The organism is Clostridium saccharobutylicum DSM 13864 (assembly GCF_000473995.1).
Taxonomy (GTDB): domain Bacteria; phylum Bacillota; class Clostridia; order Clostridiales; family Clostridiaceae; genus Clostridium; species Clostridium saccharobutylicum.
This window is the reverse complement of the sequence record NC_022571.1, coordinates 1065392-1082669: the sequence shown is the minus strand read 5'-3', so window position 1 is coordinate 1082669 and position 17278 is coordinate 1065392. Positions and strand designations below refer to the sequence as shown.

The following is a 17278-nucleotide window of genomic DNA, read 5'->3' as shown; positions in this document are numbered from 1 at the left end:
TTTATATTATTTATTGTAAATATCAGCTAATAAAAATTTGTTTAAAATAAAATTAAAAAGTAGAATTAATTCCACTTTTTAGCTAACTATATATCTTTAAAGATTTAATTATTTACCTTTTTCTATATCATCTATTTTATTTGCAATTCAAATAAATCAGTCCAATATTACAATCATTCACAAACTTGCATGAATTAATATTATCAAAATATGTTGATAATATTAATACCTTTTGCACCAATAGTAAAAAATAATGCATTAAAAGAAATTATGCTCATTTTCCGATAAATTATCTAATAAAAAGTCTCTCAAAAAGCGCTTAGCATTTCTACTGAGTGTTAATTACGATCCTATTATACTCATACCATATCATCCTATAATTAATTCTTTGATATAAGCCTTTGAATATGCACCATTAAACTAAAAAACAGGCTGTATAAGATTTTCAAATCTTATACAGCCTGTTTTCACATCATATTTATTATATAAATTTCAAATGAATCATTATCAAATTATATTTCTATTCTAATCACAACTCCAAGTCTAACTCATCATCTAGTGATTCCCCAGAATTTGTTTGTTCTTCGTTTACTAATTTAGCATCATACATTTTGATGAATGGGAAGTAAATTAAGAATGCAAGCACACCGTTTATTAATGCTAATAATATTGCTCTAAAGTCTCCTGCTGTTCCTATGAATGCTCCAATACCAATTGGTGATGGCCATGGAACTTGTGCGATTATTGGATTAACCACGTGTAATGTAATAGCCCAGTAAGCAGTTGATGCACATACCATTGGTGCTAAGAAAAATGGAATTGCAAGATATGGGTTATAGATTATTGGTAATCCAAATATCATTGGTTCGTTAATGTTGAATATTGAAGGTACAAGACCTGCACGACCTAAAACTTTTAATTGTTCTGATTTTGCTAAGAATGCAACGAATATTGTAAGTCCAAGTGTAGCACCAGAACCTCCCATGATAACAAATGAGTTTTGGAATTCACCTGCAAATGGAATGTTTGCACCTTGCATATTTAATGCCATATTTGATAATACAATTGGAGTTAAGAATGAACTTATAATATTTGCACCATGAATACCTACGATCCATAAAGCATGAATTAAGAAGTAAATTACTAATAGTCCAATCCAGCTATTTGCAATGTTTGTTACAAAACTGAATGGTATTGCTATAACCTTAAATATATCTGTTCCTAAAGAAACAAATACACCATTGATGAATAATACAACAAATGCTACAAGGAATGCTGGAATTAATGCAGTGAATGAACGTGCTACCCCTTCTGGAACAGCATCTGGCATCTTGATAATTAAATTGTGCTTTACACATACACGGTATAAACTTACAGCTACAACAGCCATGATAATTGCGGTAAATATGCCAGTAGTTCCTAAACGAGATACACCATCTCCACCAATATTCCAACCATTGATTATTTTAGCATTATCAGTAATTTGATTACTTAAGCTTATTTTACCATCTGATAAAACTAATTCTGGAATAGTCATAAAGAATGCAAACATAGAAAGAAGTGCTCCATTTAATGGATTAAGATTTAAGCCTTCTTCTTCTGCAATAATCTTTGTATACTCATATCCAATAACAAGACAGAAATAAAGTGCTAAAATTCCCATTGTACATTTATTTGCTAGCATGTACAAATCACTTATACGGAAAAATGTGTTGTTAAAAATATCTTCTAAGAAAGTCATTGTTTGAGGTAATATATTCAATACAAGAAACATAGATCCTACAATTGTAAATGGAATAGATGCCATACCTGCAGCCATAACTGCACGAACAAGACGTAACTGTGATACTTTCCCCATAGGTCCCATTAGATATTTCTCTAAGAATTCAAAACCCTTATTTGTGTTTTCCATAGTATTTCTCCCCTTTTCTTAACTAATACTTTTTTCGTATTGTTTTATATATTTGAATTGTTTATCAGTATGGTTATTTATTTGATGTAACCGTTTCAAAATAACACCACAAAAAACCAATCCAATAAAAATAATTCCTAAAACAAATTCATGAGATTTAGTGCTGTTTGTTAAAAACGGAAATAGCTTACCAAACAACGGTGTGAATAAAGCCCCTGCAAGTATTACATTAATACTCAATATTACTTTATATGCTAAAATTGTTTTCCCTGCATTATCAATAGGTGAACTAAACATTGTGCATTGTTCCCATATAGCTCTTATTATAAATATTAAATTAACTCCTGGTACTAAAGCCCAGGCTTCGTAACTCATTAAAAGAGAGCAAAACCAATATAGATTTGCAAAGAAGAAACCTGCTGTAATATATCTAACTAATAGAAATCTGTTAAAGTACATTGTCTTTAAACTTGTTTCTTTCTGCCTCTTTTCAAGTTTCTCTTTTGCATCCCTATGCATTAACTTCTCCATTTTTTAATTCATAGATTTGCTTATACATTGCCAAGAATTCAATTGCCATTTCTCTAAGTGTCATTGTAGTCATTAAATGATCTTGAGCATGTACCATAATAACTTCCATAATTATTTCATCACCATTTGCATAGTCTTGAAGTAACTTTGTTTGTGATTTATGTGCTTCTAGAAGTTCATTATTTGCATCTTCCATTTTCTTTTCTGCTTCTTCAAATTTTCCTTGCTTCATTAAATCAAGTCCTTCATGAACTATAGTTCTTGCATCACCACTGTGAAGTATAATTTCAAATGCTACTACTTGTAAATCGTCTTTTGTCATAACCATTACTTCCTTCCATTCTTAAATTAATTCTGTAAATATATCTTCAAATTGCTTAAAGTTTTCACACTCTAATAATTTTTTCTGCATGTCATCATCTTCTGTTAATGAAACAATAGCTTTAGTAATATATTTTAAATCAATATTTTCTATTTTAGATGGAGATAATAAAAATACAAATTTTATTTTTGAGAAACCATCACTCCACTCTATCCCATCCTTTACTATTGCTACAGCAATATGTGCACTTTCTCCAAGTGATTTAGCTGGATGAGGCACTGCTATCTGATCACTAAATACAACTGAACTCATGAGTTCTCGCTGAGCGATTTGTCTCATCATAATTTTAAAGTACCCAGGTTCTTCGTATTTTTGTAATGAATTCACTAAATCTTCAATTATTTTCTCTTTTGAAGCTGATTTATCTAAAATAGTAAAACAATCTTCCTTAAAAAACTTTTTAAATATACATTTCTTTTCAGATAAAATATTTGAACTTATCTTTTCATTATCTTTATTTTGAGATGTTCTTCTTTCAATAAATAATTTAATTTTATTTATTTCTTCATCATTTAAAAAAACACTCACATGTATAACAGGTATATTGAATACAACTGTATATAAATCAATGGATGAAATAATCATATCAATTCCATTAAGTTTTTCATCATTAATTTCATAGTAACCAATTACATCAATAATATTAATATGTTGTCCAAATTCTTTCTTTAGTCTTACACTAAGCATCTGACCACTACCATATCCTGTTGCACATATTACCAGTACATTCAGCTTTTCATTATCCTTATATCTTTCTATAGCTGCCATAAAATGCAGACAAATATAAGCCCATTCACTATCAGATACTTTATAATCCTTCAAAAATGACATATTTGAAAGATAATGCTTTGTAAGAAGTAAAGTATAACCATACTTTTCTCTTATTTCATCAAGTAATGGATTTTCCAATATAACTCCATGTTCAAGCCTCATCTGTAATGGATAAAAATGTGCCATAAGCCCATTAATAAGCTGCTGATCATTTTTTATAAGATATCCTGTATCATGTTCAAACTTTTCTAAAATCTTTACTAGCTCATCGCAAATTTTCTTTTTATTATTATCCACTTCAATATCATCTGCATCTTTAGAAGTACACTTTACTTTTAAATGAAGAGCTACATAATAAGCTTCTTCTTTTGGGAATTCAATATTGCTAGATAATGTTATACGTTTTAAGATGTTTTTAGCCACTTCAAATTCCCGTTTGCCTTCCATAGAAGTATCGACTTCGCCTATCTGTAAATTAAATCCATCTCTTATTCGCCTAATTGCTAAAACAATATGAAGTACTAGATTTTGTATTATATAATCCGAAAGTCTAAGTCCAGCTCCACGGCATTCATCTAAAACTATTATTGTTATTTCTTCAAAACTTATATCTCCTAAAAACAATGTATTTCCAACATATTTATTAATTGAAATACTGAAACTGTTACTAAAGAAATAATCCATTATAAAATGTCTTTTATCTCTTTCATCACCGTCAATATAGACCCCTTTTTTTACTTTGCTTACTACAGATAAATTATAAGATTTTAATCCCTTCCTTATCTCTGAAAAATCATTTGATAACGTTGAACGTGATACATATAATTCATCACATAAATCTTCAAACAAAACATATTCATCTTCAAATAATAATTTATTTAAAATATGATACTGCCTATCTTTTGATTCATCTAATTTATGTTGATTTTTTTTTATTGAATTACCTTCATTTTTTCCAAGGAAAGTGTTAAATTCAGATTCGTGATTAATCTTAAGTGTATAACCACAACCTGGTCTTGCAATAATTTCTGCACCATTTTCTGATAATATCTCCTGCAACCCTTTAATGTAATTACGTATAGTACGATCTGATAAATTCAAACTATCTGCTGCCATTTTGCTAGTTATTATATTACCTTTATTTTTTATGAAAAATTCTAAAATTGCTTTTTCTTTATTGCTTAACAATTAAACATCTCTCCTCAAAGAATTAATTTTAGGCACATTCAAAAAAATAATAAGTCCATGTGCCTTATTTTAAACTTTCAACAATAAGTTTAGCCATTTTTTGTATTCCCATTGGAATTGGTACATATGCTTGTGGTGGAATACTTACAACTGGCTTATTTACTTTTTTACCAGTCTCTGCAAATTTAGCATAATACATTTTAGTTTGTGGACTTATTAAAAACAAATCAAAATCACTATTTTCTATCATGCCTTGTCCTTCTGTTGCTGATACTGCATCTACTGTAACTTCTTTACCCTTACTCTTAAAAAATTCTGTTGTTTTTTTTGCCATTAAAGATGATGACATTCCTGCTGCACAAATTATTAACACTTTTTTCATAATGATCACTCCATTTTTTTAAATTATATCATAAAATCCATTTTTTATTATTAATTAACTTTTTTTACACCTCAAAACATTTTTAGTATATCCTTCTATCCTTAATCTAATTTTTCACCATTTAATTTAATTACTTGTTTATACCAATCAAAAGACTCTTTCTTTGATCTTTTTAATGTTCCATTTCCTTCATTGTCTTTATCAACATAGATAAATCCATAACGTTTTTTCATTTCACCAGTTCCTGCTGATATTAAATCTATACATCCCCATGGAGTATACCCCATTAAATCAACGCCATCTTCATCTACTGCCTTTATCATTTCTTTTATATGAGCCTTTAGGTATTCAATACGGTAAGTATCATGTACCATTCCATCTTCACCAATTTCATCTATAGCTCCAAATCCATTTTCTACTATGAATAATGGGAGATGATACATATCAGTAAACCAATTTAATGCATATCTAAGTCCTTCTGGATCAATCTGCCATCCCCATTCAGATGCTTTTACATATTCATTTCTTACTAAGTCTCTTGTTTCATCATATTCAAATAATTCATTTCCTTCATGGTACTTAGCTGCAAATGACATGTAATAACTAAATCCTATATAATCAACGCATCCTTCTTTAAGGTCTTTTGCATCTTGCTTTGTAAAATCTAAATTTATGCCCTTGCGTTTAAGATATTTATTAATGTGCTCTGGATATTCACCATGTACATGTACATCTGTAAAATAGTATCTCTTCTGCATTGCTTTTTGAGCCATCAATATGTCTTTTGGAGCACATGTTGCTGGATAAATAGGACACATTGCAATCATACATCCAATCTTTAAATCTGGATTTATTTCATGTCCAATTTTTACTGCACGTGCACTTGCTACAAGTTCATAGTGAGCAGCTTGATACATTATTGCTTCACGATCTTCACCATCTTTATAGAAAACACCTGAATTTGTAAATGGTGCAAAATCTGTCTTATAGTTAGCTTGATTATTTATTTCATTAAAAGTCATCCAATACTTAACTTTGTTTTTGTAACGTTCAAAGCAAACCCTAGCAAATCTTTCAAAGAATTCTATAAGTTTACGATTACGAAAACCTCCGTATTCTGTAACAAGATGATATGGAAGTTCAAAATGTGATAATGTAATAACTGGTTCAATTCCATACCTTAAACATTCATCAAATAGATTATCATAGAATTTCAATCCTTCTTCATTAGGTTCTAATTCATCACCATTAGGAAAAATTCTTGTCCATGCTATCGATGTTCTGAAACACTTAAATCCCATTTCTGCAAAAAGAGCAATATCTTCTTTATAATGATGATAGAAATCAATAGCTTCATGATTAGGATAATATTCTCCTTCTAAAATTCCTTCTGTAATCTTACGATTCACTCCATTTGCTCCTGCTGTCATTACATCAGCTACACTGATTCCTTTACCACCCTCTCTATAGGCACCTTCAAGTTGATGAGCTGCTACTGCTCCTCCCCAAAGAAAATTATCTGGTAACTTTGTCACTGTAATCGCCTCCCTTTATATTTACTCTACAAATATTAATTACAACGTTTTCAACAAAGGTGACTGACATCTCTTATATGACAATAAGTATTTCAGAATATGTATCTATTCACATATTCTTTAATTATTTACTAAAAAATAACTCTGTGTACTTTTTGTCTCACCTCTTATATATATAATACATATAATTCCTTTGAATTTGAATAGCATCTTTTTCCGTATTTCAAAGGAAAAACATTATATATAAGGCACAATCAAAAAAATACATGGCTATAACCCAATCAATTCAAATATCTGTCTTCATTTCTATTTCCTTTGCACCCCAAAATTCTAAGATCGAGTAGGAGGAAAACAATTATTTTGTTTTCCGACCTCTCACACCCAATGTCATCAACTTAAGAAACTTATATTAAAAATTGAATACAACTATATTTAAAACCTCGGATTTGTATACCTGTAATTACAAGTTTTTCCATTATGTCGTCAAATTCCATTAGTTACCATATTTACAAAAATAAAGGACATGCTTATTAATAGGTACTAATGCTGAAAGCTTATGATAGAATACTGGAAACATTTCAGAAACTTGATTCTTCAAGAATAAAGCAAGTTGGAAGGCTAGAAAACAAAGATTTCACTTGAGATAGAAAGATGCCATTCAATTATATCATGAAATATATTTTAAGTCAGAAGGGTAAAACTACAACCATGGAGTATAATAATTGATATGATATACGTATTAGTAGAGATGTTTATTTTTTAATGAATCTACTATAAAATCATAAAAATTATCCAATTTTTTCTTTAACTCATGGAACTATGCTAACACAATTTCCTCTGTATCTGCCTTATAAACAAGTTTCAAATCTTTCATAAATTCTTTCCTGTTTTTATAAGAGACATATTTTATCGAACTTCTTATTTTATGTATTATACAATTTTGAATACATACCTTTGGAAAAACAGCTCTAATTGCGTCTGATAAACCTCTTAATCCATCCATACATTCAATTAAGATATCTTTAACACCACGATTATTTAAATCATTGAATACACTTAACCAAAATTTTGCACCTTCAGCTTCGCCTATCCAAATTCCTAAAATATCTTTATAACCATTCACATCAACACCCATACAAATATATGCTGCTTTAGAAACAATTTTTCGGCTTCAAGTAATTGCTGCATAACATCTTTTAATAACCTTTGCATCAATCCATTCTTACCGACAACATCATCCATACTCTTACATTTTTTAATTTCTTCTTGATAATTAATATCTGGTACTTTGATTTGAAATCCCCCATTATTATTTTCAAATATATTATTCCAAAGCTATCATCAAACAATACCAAAAAAAGAATGTAGTAGATTTATTTTACACAAATCTAGCTACATTCCCCAGACCTAATAAGTGCTGAACTTACTTACCTTTAAAAAGTAAATCCTATAAATTTTTTATGAATTATAGGAAGGAATTCTTCTTGCTGGCAAGTGATTGTTTGGATTGAAAAAAATACCATCTCCATTTCCACATCCTATATTTGAAGGAAACCCTCCTCCGTTAATTTTCTCTAATTCTTTTTCATTTAATGTTTCCATAATAAAAACTCCTTTATATATTTATTTAATAAATACAGATAGACCTTTTTATAGTATCTATTGTATATTATTAGCAATTTAGTCTAATTCTCACTTTAAATTCATAAATCTTATTGCTTTAATTTTTTAGATTTATCTTTTCAAGTAAATAATAAAGAATTTTCTTTTGTTTAGTAACAACTTGTGCTTCACAAGTCATTCCCATCTTAAGTTCTCCTTCTTCGCCCTTATAGCTGAATAAAGGTTTGTTTTCTATTTCAGATTCAACTAAATAGTAACTTGTCCCCGTTTTAGCATCGACAGTTGCATCTGTTGCAATATCTGTAATTGTTCCGCTAAGTTCTCCATATTCTTTATAAGGCAATGCTTCAAAATGATATTTAATTTTCTGTCCAACTTTAATGCCTGCTATATCTTTATTGGATACATATAATTTAACTTTATATTGTGAACTATCTTGAGGTATAACTGATAAAATCTCTTCTCCAGTCTTTACAAGTTGACCTTTAGCAATATCCGCTTTAACATTAATAACTCCATCAATTGTAGCTTTCACAGTACTTTTATCAATATTAACCTTTAAAGTTTCTATATTATTTTTTAATTCATCTATTTTTTTTTCATTTTCTTTTGTACTATCGTCTAATTTAACTAATGTATCTATTTTATATTTTGTAATATCATTTGTAGCTAATTCTTTATTAACATCATCAAGTTCAGGTGTTGCTTTAGCTTTTTCTAAATCAGCCTGAATCTTTTCAGTAGCATTTGTTGCATCGGTTTGTAATCCAGTTTGTTTTTGAATTAATGATAATTTTTCATTAGTTGTACTATATTGAAGATATTTATTATAATAATCTTTTTCATCTTCATTATTAACATCAAAATAGTTTTTATTCTCTAATATTGAATTTCTAAGTTTATTAATATTATCAGTATCTGCTTGCACTGTTTCTAATTGTTTCTCATAATTATCTTTGGTTAAGTTCATATCTTTACATTCTAAAGTATATAATATGTCCCCTTCCTTTACATTCTGGCCTTCTTTGAAATTTACTTCGGCAACTTTACCATCAACTTCATTTAAGACAGAAATAGTCTTATCTTTTGATTTTACAACTCCATTAGTCTTTGTAACTATATCTATTTGACCAAAGTAACTCCAAATCAAAGCAGCAGCTAATATTGATATTAATCCATAGGCAAATATGCTGGTAAACTTATTAGGTTTTGCTTCAAGCATCTCTCTGCTATCTGTGATTTCACTTAAGTTTTGTATAATGTTCACTAGATATTCACCTCTATTTCCTTAGCTAACGCAACTTCGTTATTAAAGTACTCTGGCATTTGGTCTTTCCATAAATTGAAGTAACGTCCCTTTTTATCTATAAGTTCATTATGTGAACCACCCTCTATAAGCTTTCCTTTATCCATAACATAAATTTTATTGCATCTCATAATAGTACTTAATCTATGAGCTATAATTATAGTAGTTATATTTTGACTAAATTCATACATTGTTTTTTCTATAGCTTTTTCAGTAATTGAATCAAGACTGCTGGTTGCCTCATCCATTATAAGAATTTCAGGCTCTCTAATTAAGGCTCTCGCAATAGCAATTCTTTGTTTCTGACCTCCTGAAAGATTAGAACCATTTTCTTCTATCATAGTTTCATACCTTAAAGGCTGTTCATTAATAAAATCATGAATCCTTGCCCGTTTGCATGCATCTACTACTTTTTCAAATTCTATGTCTTCCTGACCAAATAGAAGATTTTCTTTTATAGTTCCACTAAATAAAAATATATCCTGAGATATACATGCTATTTTATTTCTTAAAGCTTCTATATTTATATCTTTAATGTTATATCCATTTATTAATACTTCACCTTTTTCACATTGATAAAAATTCATAATAAGCTTAGATAATGTAGTCTTCCCTGAACCACTTTCTCCTACTAATGCTATTTTCTCTCCAGATTGTATAGTAAGATTTAATCCTTCTAAGATTAACTTTCTAGTACCATATCTAAAATCTACATCTTTAAATTCTATGGATCCCTTTAAAGTAGAAGGATTAATTTTCTTACTTTCATTTTCACTTTTTTCTAATTCCAAATCCAATATCTCACCTAATCTATCAGCTGCTACAATAGCGGTTTGAAGCTGGCTTTGTAAATTTATTAAATTCTCTATAGGATCAAGAAAATATGCAAGCAAAGAGTTAAACGCTAATAACTGCCCAACAGACAAGACACCTAAAATACACTCATAACCACCTATCCATAATATAACTACTCCAAAAATTGATTTAACAGCCCCTTTAATAGATCCTTGTACATTACCAATCAGACCTGTTTTAAATGCACTTTTCATCAATTTAACAAATCTTTTTTCAGTTTCACCATTTACTTCTCTTTCTGCATTGAATGCTTTTATAGTTTCAATCCCAGAAAGAGATTCTACTAAATAAGAAGTTATGCTTGCATTATTCTCCATATTTTCCCTATTAATATTTTGTATAGGCTTTTTAAATCCCCAAACTATAATAGCGTATAAAATAACAGGAATTACTGTTATTCCAAATAAAAGACGATTTTGCATAAATAAAATAACTGCGCCTGCTATAGCCATCAAAGTATCAATCATTATAGTTAAAGTCGCACCTGAAATTGCTTCTCTTATTTTAGTGGCATCATTAAATCTAGATACTATTTCACCTACCTTACGTGTTCCAAAAAAATTCATAGGAAGGTTAATTACATGCTCATAATATCCTAGCATTAGAGGTATATCTATTCTCTGTGCTAAATACATAAGTAATTGACTTCTAAACGCATTAAGTAAAATCTTGAAAATATTAAGCATAATAAATCCTATTGAAAGTATATGTAATGTAGTTAATAAGTTATATTGAAGTACTTCATCTACTAACAATTGAAAATAAAAAGCACCTAATATACCCAATAAAGTAAATATTAAGGATGTAAAAAATATATTTAATATTAAAGTCCTTTGAGGTTCTATAAGCCCAAAGAATCTTGAAAATAGTCCTTTAGTCTCATCACCTTTTTTAAACTCTGCTGTTTTAGCCATAAGTATCAATACGCCTGTCCATATTTTAAAGAAGTCTTCTGGTCTATACTTAACAATCCCTTTACCTGGATCTGCAATTAAAATTTCTTTTTGAGTTATCTTATGTATAACTACATAATGCAAAAAAGAACCATCTATAACTACATGGGCTATGCATGGAAGTGGAAATTCAGAGAATATATCTTCAGGTTCACTAACCTTTACACCTTTTGCACTAAAACCAAGCTGTTCAGCTGCTTTAATGATTCCATAAGCACTAGTTCCTTCTTTATCGGTACCAGCAACTTCACGTATCTTTGAAATTGGAATTTTTAGTCCATATTGTTTTGAAATTGTAGCTAAGCAAGCAGCACCACAATCCTTAAGATCATGTTGCTTTATACATATATATTTTTTAAATGGATTTTTCATTTATTTTCTCCTGTATATAATTTTTATTATATTCTAAAATATGATATTATTTTTTTATACCAATACAATTTTTAAAATGTAGATACTTGACATTTAGGTACAATCAAAAAACAACAACTCCATCTGCTATTAATGTAATCAATTGCAAAAAAATTGAACTTGGTTAGCAATTTGTTGTATACCTTTCTAATTATCTTTGTATATTCAAGTATCATTTATTCAACATTTTAATTAATCGCATTTTGTTATAATTATTATCATTATACATTTACATATATCAATTATTCCAAATGCATTGTTAAAAATTTTAGAAACTATAGCTATTCTTTTTGTAAAATCAGACTTATTTTTTAATATAAGCATATGAAATAGATTTACATGAATTGAAATTACAATTATAGAAACCGTATAAATATTCAAAACCACTTTATCATTAATAAACGACTTCCGAAATCAATTTATTTTTATAGGTTAACACTATTTTAAAATTTGTTTTTTTGCTTAAGTATATTATTACTAGATACTTAAAATTAATTCTAGTGATGGGTGAAATCAATATATTATATCCCTCTGTCGCAATTGCTGCTACCATCAGGAAGAACTCCTCCATTTATATCACTTAAAACTTTAAAATTAGTCATTATATCTTGTCCATTTCTACAATTTGATATTTATATATATATAATACTACATTAAATTTAATTATTTGTAAAGTATTGTTTATTTATGAAAAATAATGAATTATTTTTTATTACTTTATTGGAGATTTTTATTAAATTAGATTGCACTTATTTATTAGATGAACAACTGATTGAAATTAATGGCAGTGGTTATTGGAGTGATGACTTTTCAACTGATGTCGGCAGATAAATATGATCTAATTGGCTATAGATGGACTACACCTCTTTTGGCACAACCTAAATCAACTAAAGCTGATGAGTTGGAAAAATAAGCTTTTTAAAAAATGATACCCCTTATCAATACTGTAGGAAATGCTTCTGATACTGTTATATATGCAATGGATGAAACTTATATAAGATTGGAATCTAAAAATCGCAGTAGTTGGAGCCCTAAAGATATATCTCCGGTTCTTGAAAGAAATCCCCGTCATATTGGAGCCAATATCTTCGGTGCTAACCAAATCTATGGTTCATTTGAAACTTTTACTGATATATATAATTCAGACCATAGTATTACTAATAAAGAAGTTTGCAATTTTTTAGATTATTTACTTGAAATAAATAAATATAAAAAATTAAGCTGTATTAGATTGAATAAAAATGTTCAATCTAATACAGCCGAATGCTTCAATAATCTTATAACTGAATAAAATAAAAAACTTTAATAAACTTTATTTTTTGATTCTCATATAAAAGTAAAGTTTTCATTTTTATAGCTCTGTATTTAAAAAAACTTAGAACCATGTAATAAATGAAAATAATCCCCTATATTGGGATTCAACATTTGCTAAATGATTATATAATTTTAAAACTGATTCTGGAGCTTTAAAATGATTATGTCGCACGTATGTTGCGATAGCATTAGTCAATTTTGTACAAACTAACTTATACTCTCCTCCATTTTCTAATTTATCTTTATATGATGTTAAAATATGTGCTAATTCTTTATCGCTTTTAACTTTCGGATCATCTAATATTTTTTGTAATTCGTTTATTAAATCATAATATTTTTTATTCATTTGATTACTACCTTTATAGATAAATTATTTTTATCTATGAGACCAAGGTCCATTTTGTACCCAACCATTTACAACAATTTGACCAATTGATGATGTTGCTTCTGACCAATCAACATGGCAGTGTCCTGTAGAATCATCACAATAAAGACCGTTTGGATACTTAGTAACTTTTCCTCCAGAAATTTCTTGTAATTCTTCAACTTTTAATTCTTTAATTTTTTTCATAAAAATTCCTCCAATAAATATTTTTTGTGATTTTGTAAAATATTATCACAATTTGATAATATCATAATTTTAACCATAATTCAACAAAAATAAAAAAAATTTCAAACTCAAACTATTTTTATCACTATTATATTCTTTTATTTTGGATTCTATATATTTATGCTTAATCCTTATTCTTCTTTTGTCAGGCATATATACTTTTACTTTATTGGGAATTTTTATTAAGTTAAATTGTAATTATTTATCACATGAGCAATTGCTTGAAATTAATGCTCACTTACTGACAGTTATTTTCATTAAATATGATTATTTTCTAAATAATTTATATATTTCATTACAATTACAAGGATGATTAATGAAATAAAAACCTCAGATTCATATACATTTATAAATATGAATTTTATTGAAGTAAAATGTTTATCGTTTCCAGCAACTTCACGTATCTTTGAAATTGGAATTTTTAGTCCATATTGTTTTGAAATTGTAGCTAAACACGCAGCACCACAATTCTTAAAATCATTTTGCTTTATACATATGTATTTCTTAAATGGATTTCTCATTTCCTCTCAAATAATGTCTGATTTTATGTAATCTCTACTATATTACAAAATTTATAATATATTTTGTAAAAATTCAATATTATTAGTATTAAACGTACATTTTTTGTAATAAAAGAATCTTTTATTACATTTGGATATATTTTTATACTATTTTGCTTTTAATCCTATTTTTTTACGCTTTGTGTAATATGTATTTACTTAACTAAATATTTATGTGAATATATAGCTGTAAAATATAACAAAGTATATACAGAAAGAGATTTAAATATGGACAAATTTGAATTATTGACTGATGTAGAACTTTACATGATAGATGGTGGAAAATCTAATTATGATTTTGGGCGTGAACTTGGTCATGATATTGCTTCAAGTGCTGAATGGGTTTGGGAGAAAATACGATTGATTGTAAACGAGTTCAATATTATAAATGAGCATTTTCACATTCATTAATTAACAACACAAGTAAATTCAATACTTTAAATGTCTTTTGAATTTAAATTGTGTGTCCTATTGATAATGCGTAAACCGTTGATTTTACTTAATATGTACATAAACGTTAGTAAATTTGCTCATTTATAGTTCACTAAAAACAATTCTAAAGATTTGTTTATTTTGAAATTATAAGAACGTATTAAATTGGGCTATTTAAATAATAACCGATTAATTTTAAATTAGGAGGATAAAAAATGAATATGTTAAATTTAAATGAAAACGAACTTTGGGATATACACAGAGGTTTCTCCATAAAAGATATCGAAGATACTTATAAGGAAATTAAAAACATTTATAAAGATTTAAGAGATGCTTATAATTCAGCAAAAGATTTTGCTAAAGGCTTTTATGACGGTATAACTAGCGTTGGATTTCATTAATTTACACATTAAATATGTGAATTTATTATTTATTCGTTTATAATTAAAGTTCAAGACCAGCTAAGCAAAGTCAAGTGAAATAGTGAAATATTAAAAAATATTTTTATTAAAATTTTGCATAGCAAACAGACCGTTAAAAATATTACAACTGAATTTGGGACTAAATTGAGAATGAATAGATCTATTCAGGTCGAAGGGGCATTTGGAGTTCTAAAAAGTGATTATGAATTCAATAAATTTTTACCACGTGGAAAAAATAGTGTCAAAACTGAATTTATTTTGCTTTGTTTTGGCTACAACATTAACAAATTACATTCTAAAATACAAAGTGAAAAAACTCAGAAGCATCTTCATGAATTAAAGCCTTCTGCCTACTTATGGAATAGAGTAACTAAGCTTATTTAAGTGTGCTTAAAAGTAAGAAATCTTTAAATAATTGATGTAGAATTTTAAGTATTTGGGAATTCACTAATTTAAACCGAAAAGGAGCATCGCTCCTGATTAAAATTTAATCATTTTGCGACACTCCCTCTTATTTTTAAATTGAATCCATTCATATAGGTGTATTAACTTATCCATTTAAGATTTTCTTTAACTAGCTTATTAACTCTTCTTAAATATCGATTTCACCGCTCGCTTCACTACATCAAAAAAACTTAACGAATAAACCATATGCTCTGGATCAACATAATTTCGAATAGCACGAAGTACTTTTTTTGCTTCTTTAGAAGCAAAAGTATATGTACCATTTTTCTTTGTTTTAATTGCATATCGTGGAATCCACTTTCCTTTAAACAATACGGATGCAATGACATAGTCAACCTCTTCCCAAGGAATTTGAATGAACTTACGAAAATCACGAGAATTATAGAACTCAAAACCCTTGTCGCCGATCATAATTTTACCATAATCTGCAACTCCAGTAAAAGCTGTTGCATCAATTGCTAGATCTACCTTTGTATTTAGTGATTGAACCATTCAATCCACCTCTCTTCTACTTATAAAACACATTTATTTTTATTATATATCTTTTATATATTTCTATCAATTATTCGAAAGCCGATTAAAAATAACACATATTTCCCCAATTTATTTCATTAGTATTTTAAAGATTATTTTTTTGATTGTGTCTTACATTAGTTAACAAAAGCCCAGGCTAAAAAGCCTAGGCTAAGTAAAAAAGTATTACATTAAACCGATTAAGTGGAAAGCAATACCAACTACGAATAATCCAAGAATGATAGCAATTGGTGATACTTTCTTTTTAAGTAACCACATACAAAGAAGTGTAATTAATAATCCTGCAAGTCCAGGAATTAATGAATCCAAATTATTTTGTAGTGTTGTAATCTTATGATCAGTTAATGACATACCAGATGCTTGTTGCATTAAAGCTTGTTGAATGCCTTGTGCTCCTTCAGGAAGCTTGCTCCAGTCAATAAAAGCACCATCACCTAACTTAACAGATGATACTGTTGGTGCGAACTTAACAGATACCCATCTATTAACTAATGATCCTAAAATGAACATACCAAGGATAGATGCTCCTTTTGTAATATCTTGCAATAAACCACCTGATAAATCATCAGTAATACGAGAACCTGCTTTGTAACCAAACTCTTGTGTATACCACATAAATCCCATACGGATGATATTCCAAGCTAAGAAATAGATAATTGGTCCAAGGATGTTACCAGTCGCAGCAAGTGAAGCAGCTAATGCCCCTAAAATTGGCTTAACAGTAAACCAGAAAACTGGATCTCCGATACCAGCTAAAGGTCCCATCATACCAACTTTAACACCTTGAATAGTTATATCATCGATTGGTGCACCATTTGCACGTTCTTCTTCTAAAGCTAATGTTACACCAATGATTGGTGAAGCTACATATGGATGAGTGTTAAAGAACTCCAAGTGACGCTCTAATGCAGCCGCTCTATCTTCTTTAGTCTTATATAATTTTTTGATTGCTGGAATCATTGCAAATGCCCAACCACCATTTTGCATTCTTTCATAGTTCCAAGAACCTTGAAGGAAAAATGAACGGAACCAAACAGAAATACGATCTTTTTTTGTTAATTTTAATTCATTTGACATTTTCGTTTCTCTCCC

At 28.5% G+C, this 17278-nt stretch carries 19 protein-coding genes and 2 pseudogenes; 5 read left to right on the top strand and 16 right to left on the bottom strand.

The features are described from left to right. Positions 1-529: 529 nt before the first annotated feature. From celB to CLSA_RS04760, 11 genes and pseudogenes are all read right to left on the bottom strand, one after another. Positions 530-1912: a PTS cellobiose transporter subunit IIC gene (gene celB / locus CLSA_RS04800; protein ID WP_022744282.1), complete on the bottom strand. Its 1383-nt coding sequence runs from the start codon at positions 1910-1912 to the stop codon at positions 530-532. Positions 1913-1930: 18 nt separating this feature from the next. After that, complete coding sequence (locus CLSA_RS04795) at positions 1931-2443, bottom strand: hypothetical protein (protein WP_155738326.1); 513 nt, start codon at positions 2441-2443, stop codon at positions 1931-1933. Beyond that, positions 2424-2765 carry a PTS cellobiose transporter subunit IIA gene (locus CLSA_RS04790; RefSeq protein ID WP_041716088.1) on the bottom strand — a complete coding sequence of 114 codons (342 nt, stop codon included), beginning with the start codon at positions 2763-2765 and terminating at the stop codon, positions 2424-2426. Before CLSA_RS04790 ends, CLSA_RS04795 begins: the two co-directional genes overlap by 20 nt. A gap of 21 nt (positions 2766-2786) precedes the next feature. Next, entirely contained in the window at positions 2787-4784 is a 1998-nt protein-coding gene (locus CLSA_RS04785; RefSeq protein WP_022744279.1) for a BglG family transcription antiterminator, read from the bottom strand. Positions 4785-4848: 64 nt separating this feature from the next. Next, positions 4849-5166 carry a PTS cellobiose transporter subunit IIB gene (locus CLSA_RS04780; RefSeq protein ID WP_022744278.1) on the bottom strand — a complete coding sequence of 106 codons (318 nt, stop codon included), beginning with the start codon at positions 5164-5166 and terminating at the stop codon, positions 4849-4851. A gap of 101 nt (positions 5167-5267) precedes the next feature. Next, entirely contained in the window at positions 5268-6701 is a 1434-nt protein-coding gene (locus CLSA_RS04775) for a 6-phospho-beta-glucosidase (protein ID WP_022744277.1), read from the bottom strand. 820 nt (positions 6702-7521) lie between these two features. Continuing rightward, a pseudogene (locus tag CLSA_RS04770) lies at positions 7522-7866 on the bottom strand (transposase); the annotation flags it as partial. Next, on the bottom strand, positions 7821-7943 hold the full coding sequence (locus tag CLSA_RS24530) for a hypothetical protein (RefSeq protein ID WP_022744275.1): 123 nt from the start codon (positions 7941-7943) through the stop codon (positions 7821-7823). The pseudogene CLSA_RS04770 and the gene CLSA_RS24530, both read right to left, overlap by 46 nt. Before the next feature lie 216 nt (positions 7944-8159). Then, complete coding sequence (locus CLSA_RS22415; protein ID WP_022744274.1) at positions 8160-8303, bottom strand: bacteriocin; 144 nt, start codon at positions 8301-8303, stop codon at positions 8160-8162. A 118-nt stretch (positions 8304-8421) separates the two neighbouring features. Beyond that, positions 8422-9591, bottom strand: coding sequence for an HlyD family secretion protein (locus CLSA_RS04765; protein WP_022744273.1), 1170 nt, complete (start codon positions 9589-9591; stop codon positions 8422-8424). Continuing rightward, the gene (locus CLSA_RS04760; RefSeq protein WP_022744272.1) at positions 9591-11810 is read right to left on the bottom strand and encodes a peptidase domain-containing ABC transporter; all 2220 of its coding nucleotides are present in this window, start codon (positions 11808-11810) and stop codon (positions 9591-9593) included. Before CLSA_RS04760 ends, CLSA_RS04765 begins: the two co-directional genes overlap by 1 nt. Positions 11811-12630: 820 nt before the next feature. Between CLSA_RS04760 and CLSA_RS24210 the strand changes: the two genes are divergently transcribed. Further along, positions 12631-12762, top strand: a complete 132-nt coding sequence (locus CLSA_RS24210; RefSeq protein WP_022744270.1) for a hypothetical protein — start codon at positions 12631-12633, stop codon at positions 12760-12762. Positions 12763-12774: 12 nt separating this feature from the next. Continuing rightward, on the top strand, positions 12775-13140 hold the full coding sequence (locus tag CLSA_RS04755) for a hypothetical protein (RefSeq protein WP_022744269.1): 366 nt from the start codon (positions 12775-12777) through the stop codon (positions 13138-13140). 84 nt (positions 13141-13224) lie between these two features. On the opposite strand, the gene CLSA_RS04750 is transcribed toward CLSA_RS04755, so the two are convergent. The 3 genes and pseudogenes from CLSA_RS04750 to CLSA_RS24525 all read right to left on the bottom strand — a co-directional run. Beyond that, positions 13225-13509 carry a bacteriocin immunity protein gene (locus CLSA_RS04750; RefSeq protein WP_022744268.1) on the bottom strand — a complete coding sequence of 95 codons (285 nt, stop codon included), beginning with the start codon at positions 13507-13509 and terminating at the stop codon, positions 13225-13227. Between the two features lie 30 nt (positions 13510-13539). Further along, on the bottom strand, positions 13540-13734 hold the full coding sequence (locus CLSA_RS04745) for a class II bacteriocin (protein ID WP_022744267.1): 195 nt from the start codon (positions 13732-13734) through the stop codon (positions 13540-13542). A 404-nt stretch (positions 13735-14138) separates the two neighbouring features. After that, positions 14139-14294 (bottom strand): annotated as a pseudogene (locus CLSA_RS24525) (cysteine peptidase family C39 domain-containing protein); the annotation flags it as partial. A 267-nt stretch (positions 14295-14561) separates the two neighbouring features. Between CLSA_RS24525 and CLSA_RS04735 the strand changes: the two are divergent. The 3 genes from CLSA_RS04735 to CLSA_RS21940 all read left to right on the top strand — a co-directional run bounded on the left by CLSA_RS04735 (position 14562) and on the right by CLSA_RS21940 (position 15571). Further along, on the top strand, positions 14562-14744 hold the full coding sequence (locus tag CLSA_RS04735) for a hypothetical protein (protein WP_022744265.1): 183 nt from the start codon (positions 14562-14564) through the stop codon (positions 14742-14744). A 236-nt stretch (positions 14745-14980) separates the two neighbouring features. After that, positions 14981-15166, top strand: a complete 186-nt coding sequence (locus CLSA_RS04730) for a hypothetical protein (protein WP_022744264.1) — start codon at positions 14981-14983, stop codon at positions 15164-15166. 87 nt (positions 15167-15253) lie between these two features. Next, complete coding sequence (locus CLSA_RS21940) at positions 15254-15571, top strand: transposase (RefSeq protein WP_077393762.1); 318 nt, start codon at positions 15254-15256, stop codon at positions 15569-15571. Positions 15572-15769: 198 nt separating this feature from the next. Here the strand turns inward: CLSA_RS21940 and CLSA_RS04720 are convergent, their stop codons facing one another. Beyond that, positions 15770-16144 (bottom strand): DUF956 family protein, encoded by a 375-nt coding sequence (locus CLSA_RS04720; RefSeq protein WP_022744262.1) that lies wholly within the window; start codon positions 16142-16144, stop codon positions 15770-15772. A gap of 207 nt (positions 16145-16351) precedes the next feature. Then, positions 16352-17263, bottom strand: a complete 912-nt coding sequence (locus tag CLSA_RS04715) for a PTS system mannose/fructose/sorbose family transporter subunit IID (protein ID WP_022744261.1) — start codon at positions 17261-17263, stop codon at positions 16352-16354. Between the last annotated feature and the right edge of the window lie 15 nt (positions 17264-17278).

Coding starts and splice junctions, on each gene's coding strand:
- CLSA_RS04755 (WP_022744269.1), top strand. CDS start 12,775: ATGATACCCCTTATCAATACTGTAGGAAATGCTTCTGATACTGTTATA.
- CLSA_RS04720 (WP_022744262.1), bottom strand. CDS start 16,144: ATGGTTCAATCACTAAATACAAAGGTAGATCTAGCAATTGATGCAACA.
- CLSA_RS04760 (WP_022744272.1), bottom strand. CDS start 11,810: ATGAAAAATCCATTTAAAAAATATATATGTATAAAGCAACATGATCTT.
- CLSA_RS04790 (WP_041716088.1), bottom strand. CDS start 2,765: ATGACAAAAGACGATTTACAAGTAGTAGCATTTGAAATTATACTTCAC.
- CLSA_RS22415 (WP_022744274.1), bottom strand. CDS start 8,303: ATGGAAACATTAAATGAAAAAGAATTAGAGAAAATTAACGGAGGAGGG.
- CLSA_RS24210 (WP_022744270.1), top strand. CDS start 12,631: ATGGCAGTGGTTATTGGAGTGATGACTTTTCAACTGATGTCGGCAGAT.
- CLSA_RS04750 (WP_022744268.1), bottom strand. CDS start 13,509: ATGAATAAAAAATATTATGATTTAATAAACGAATTACAAAAAATATTA.
- CLSA_RS04745 (WP_022744267.1), bottom strand. CDS start 13,734: ATGAAAAAAATTAAAGAATTAAAAGTTGAAGAATTACAAGAAATTTCT.
- CLSA_RS04795 (WP_155738326.1), bottom strand. CDS start 2,443: ATGGAGAAGTTAATGCATAGGGATGCAAAAGAGAAACTTGAAAAGAGG.
- CLSA_RS04730 (WP_022744264.1), top strand. CDS start 14,981: ATGAATATGTTAAATTTAAATGAAAACGAACTTTGGGATATACACAGA.
- CLSA_RS04780 (WP_022744278.1), bottom strand. CDS start 5,166: ATGAAAAAAGTGTTAATAATTTGTGCAGCAGGAATGTCATCATCTTTA.
- CLSA_RS24530 (WP_022744275.1), bottom strand. CDS start 7,943: ATGGATGATGTTGTCGGTAAGAATGGATTGATGCAAAGGTTATTAAAA.
- celB (WP_022744282.1), bottom strand. CDS start 1,912: ATGGAAAACACAAATAAGGGTTTTGAATTCTTAGAGAAATATCTAATG.
- CLSA_RS04735 (WP_022744265.1), top strand. CDS start 14,562: ATGGACAAATTTGAATTATTGACTGATGTAGAACTTTACATGATAGAT.
- CLSA_RS04715 (WP_022744261.1), bottom strand. CDS start 17,263: ATGTCAAATGAATTAAAATTAACAAAAAAAGATCGTATTTCTGTTTGG.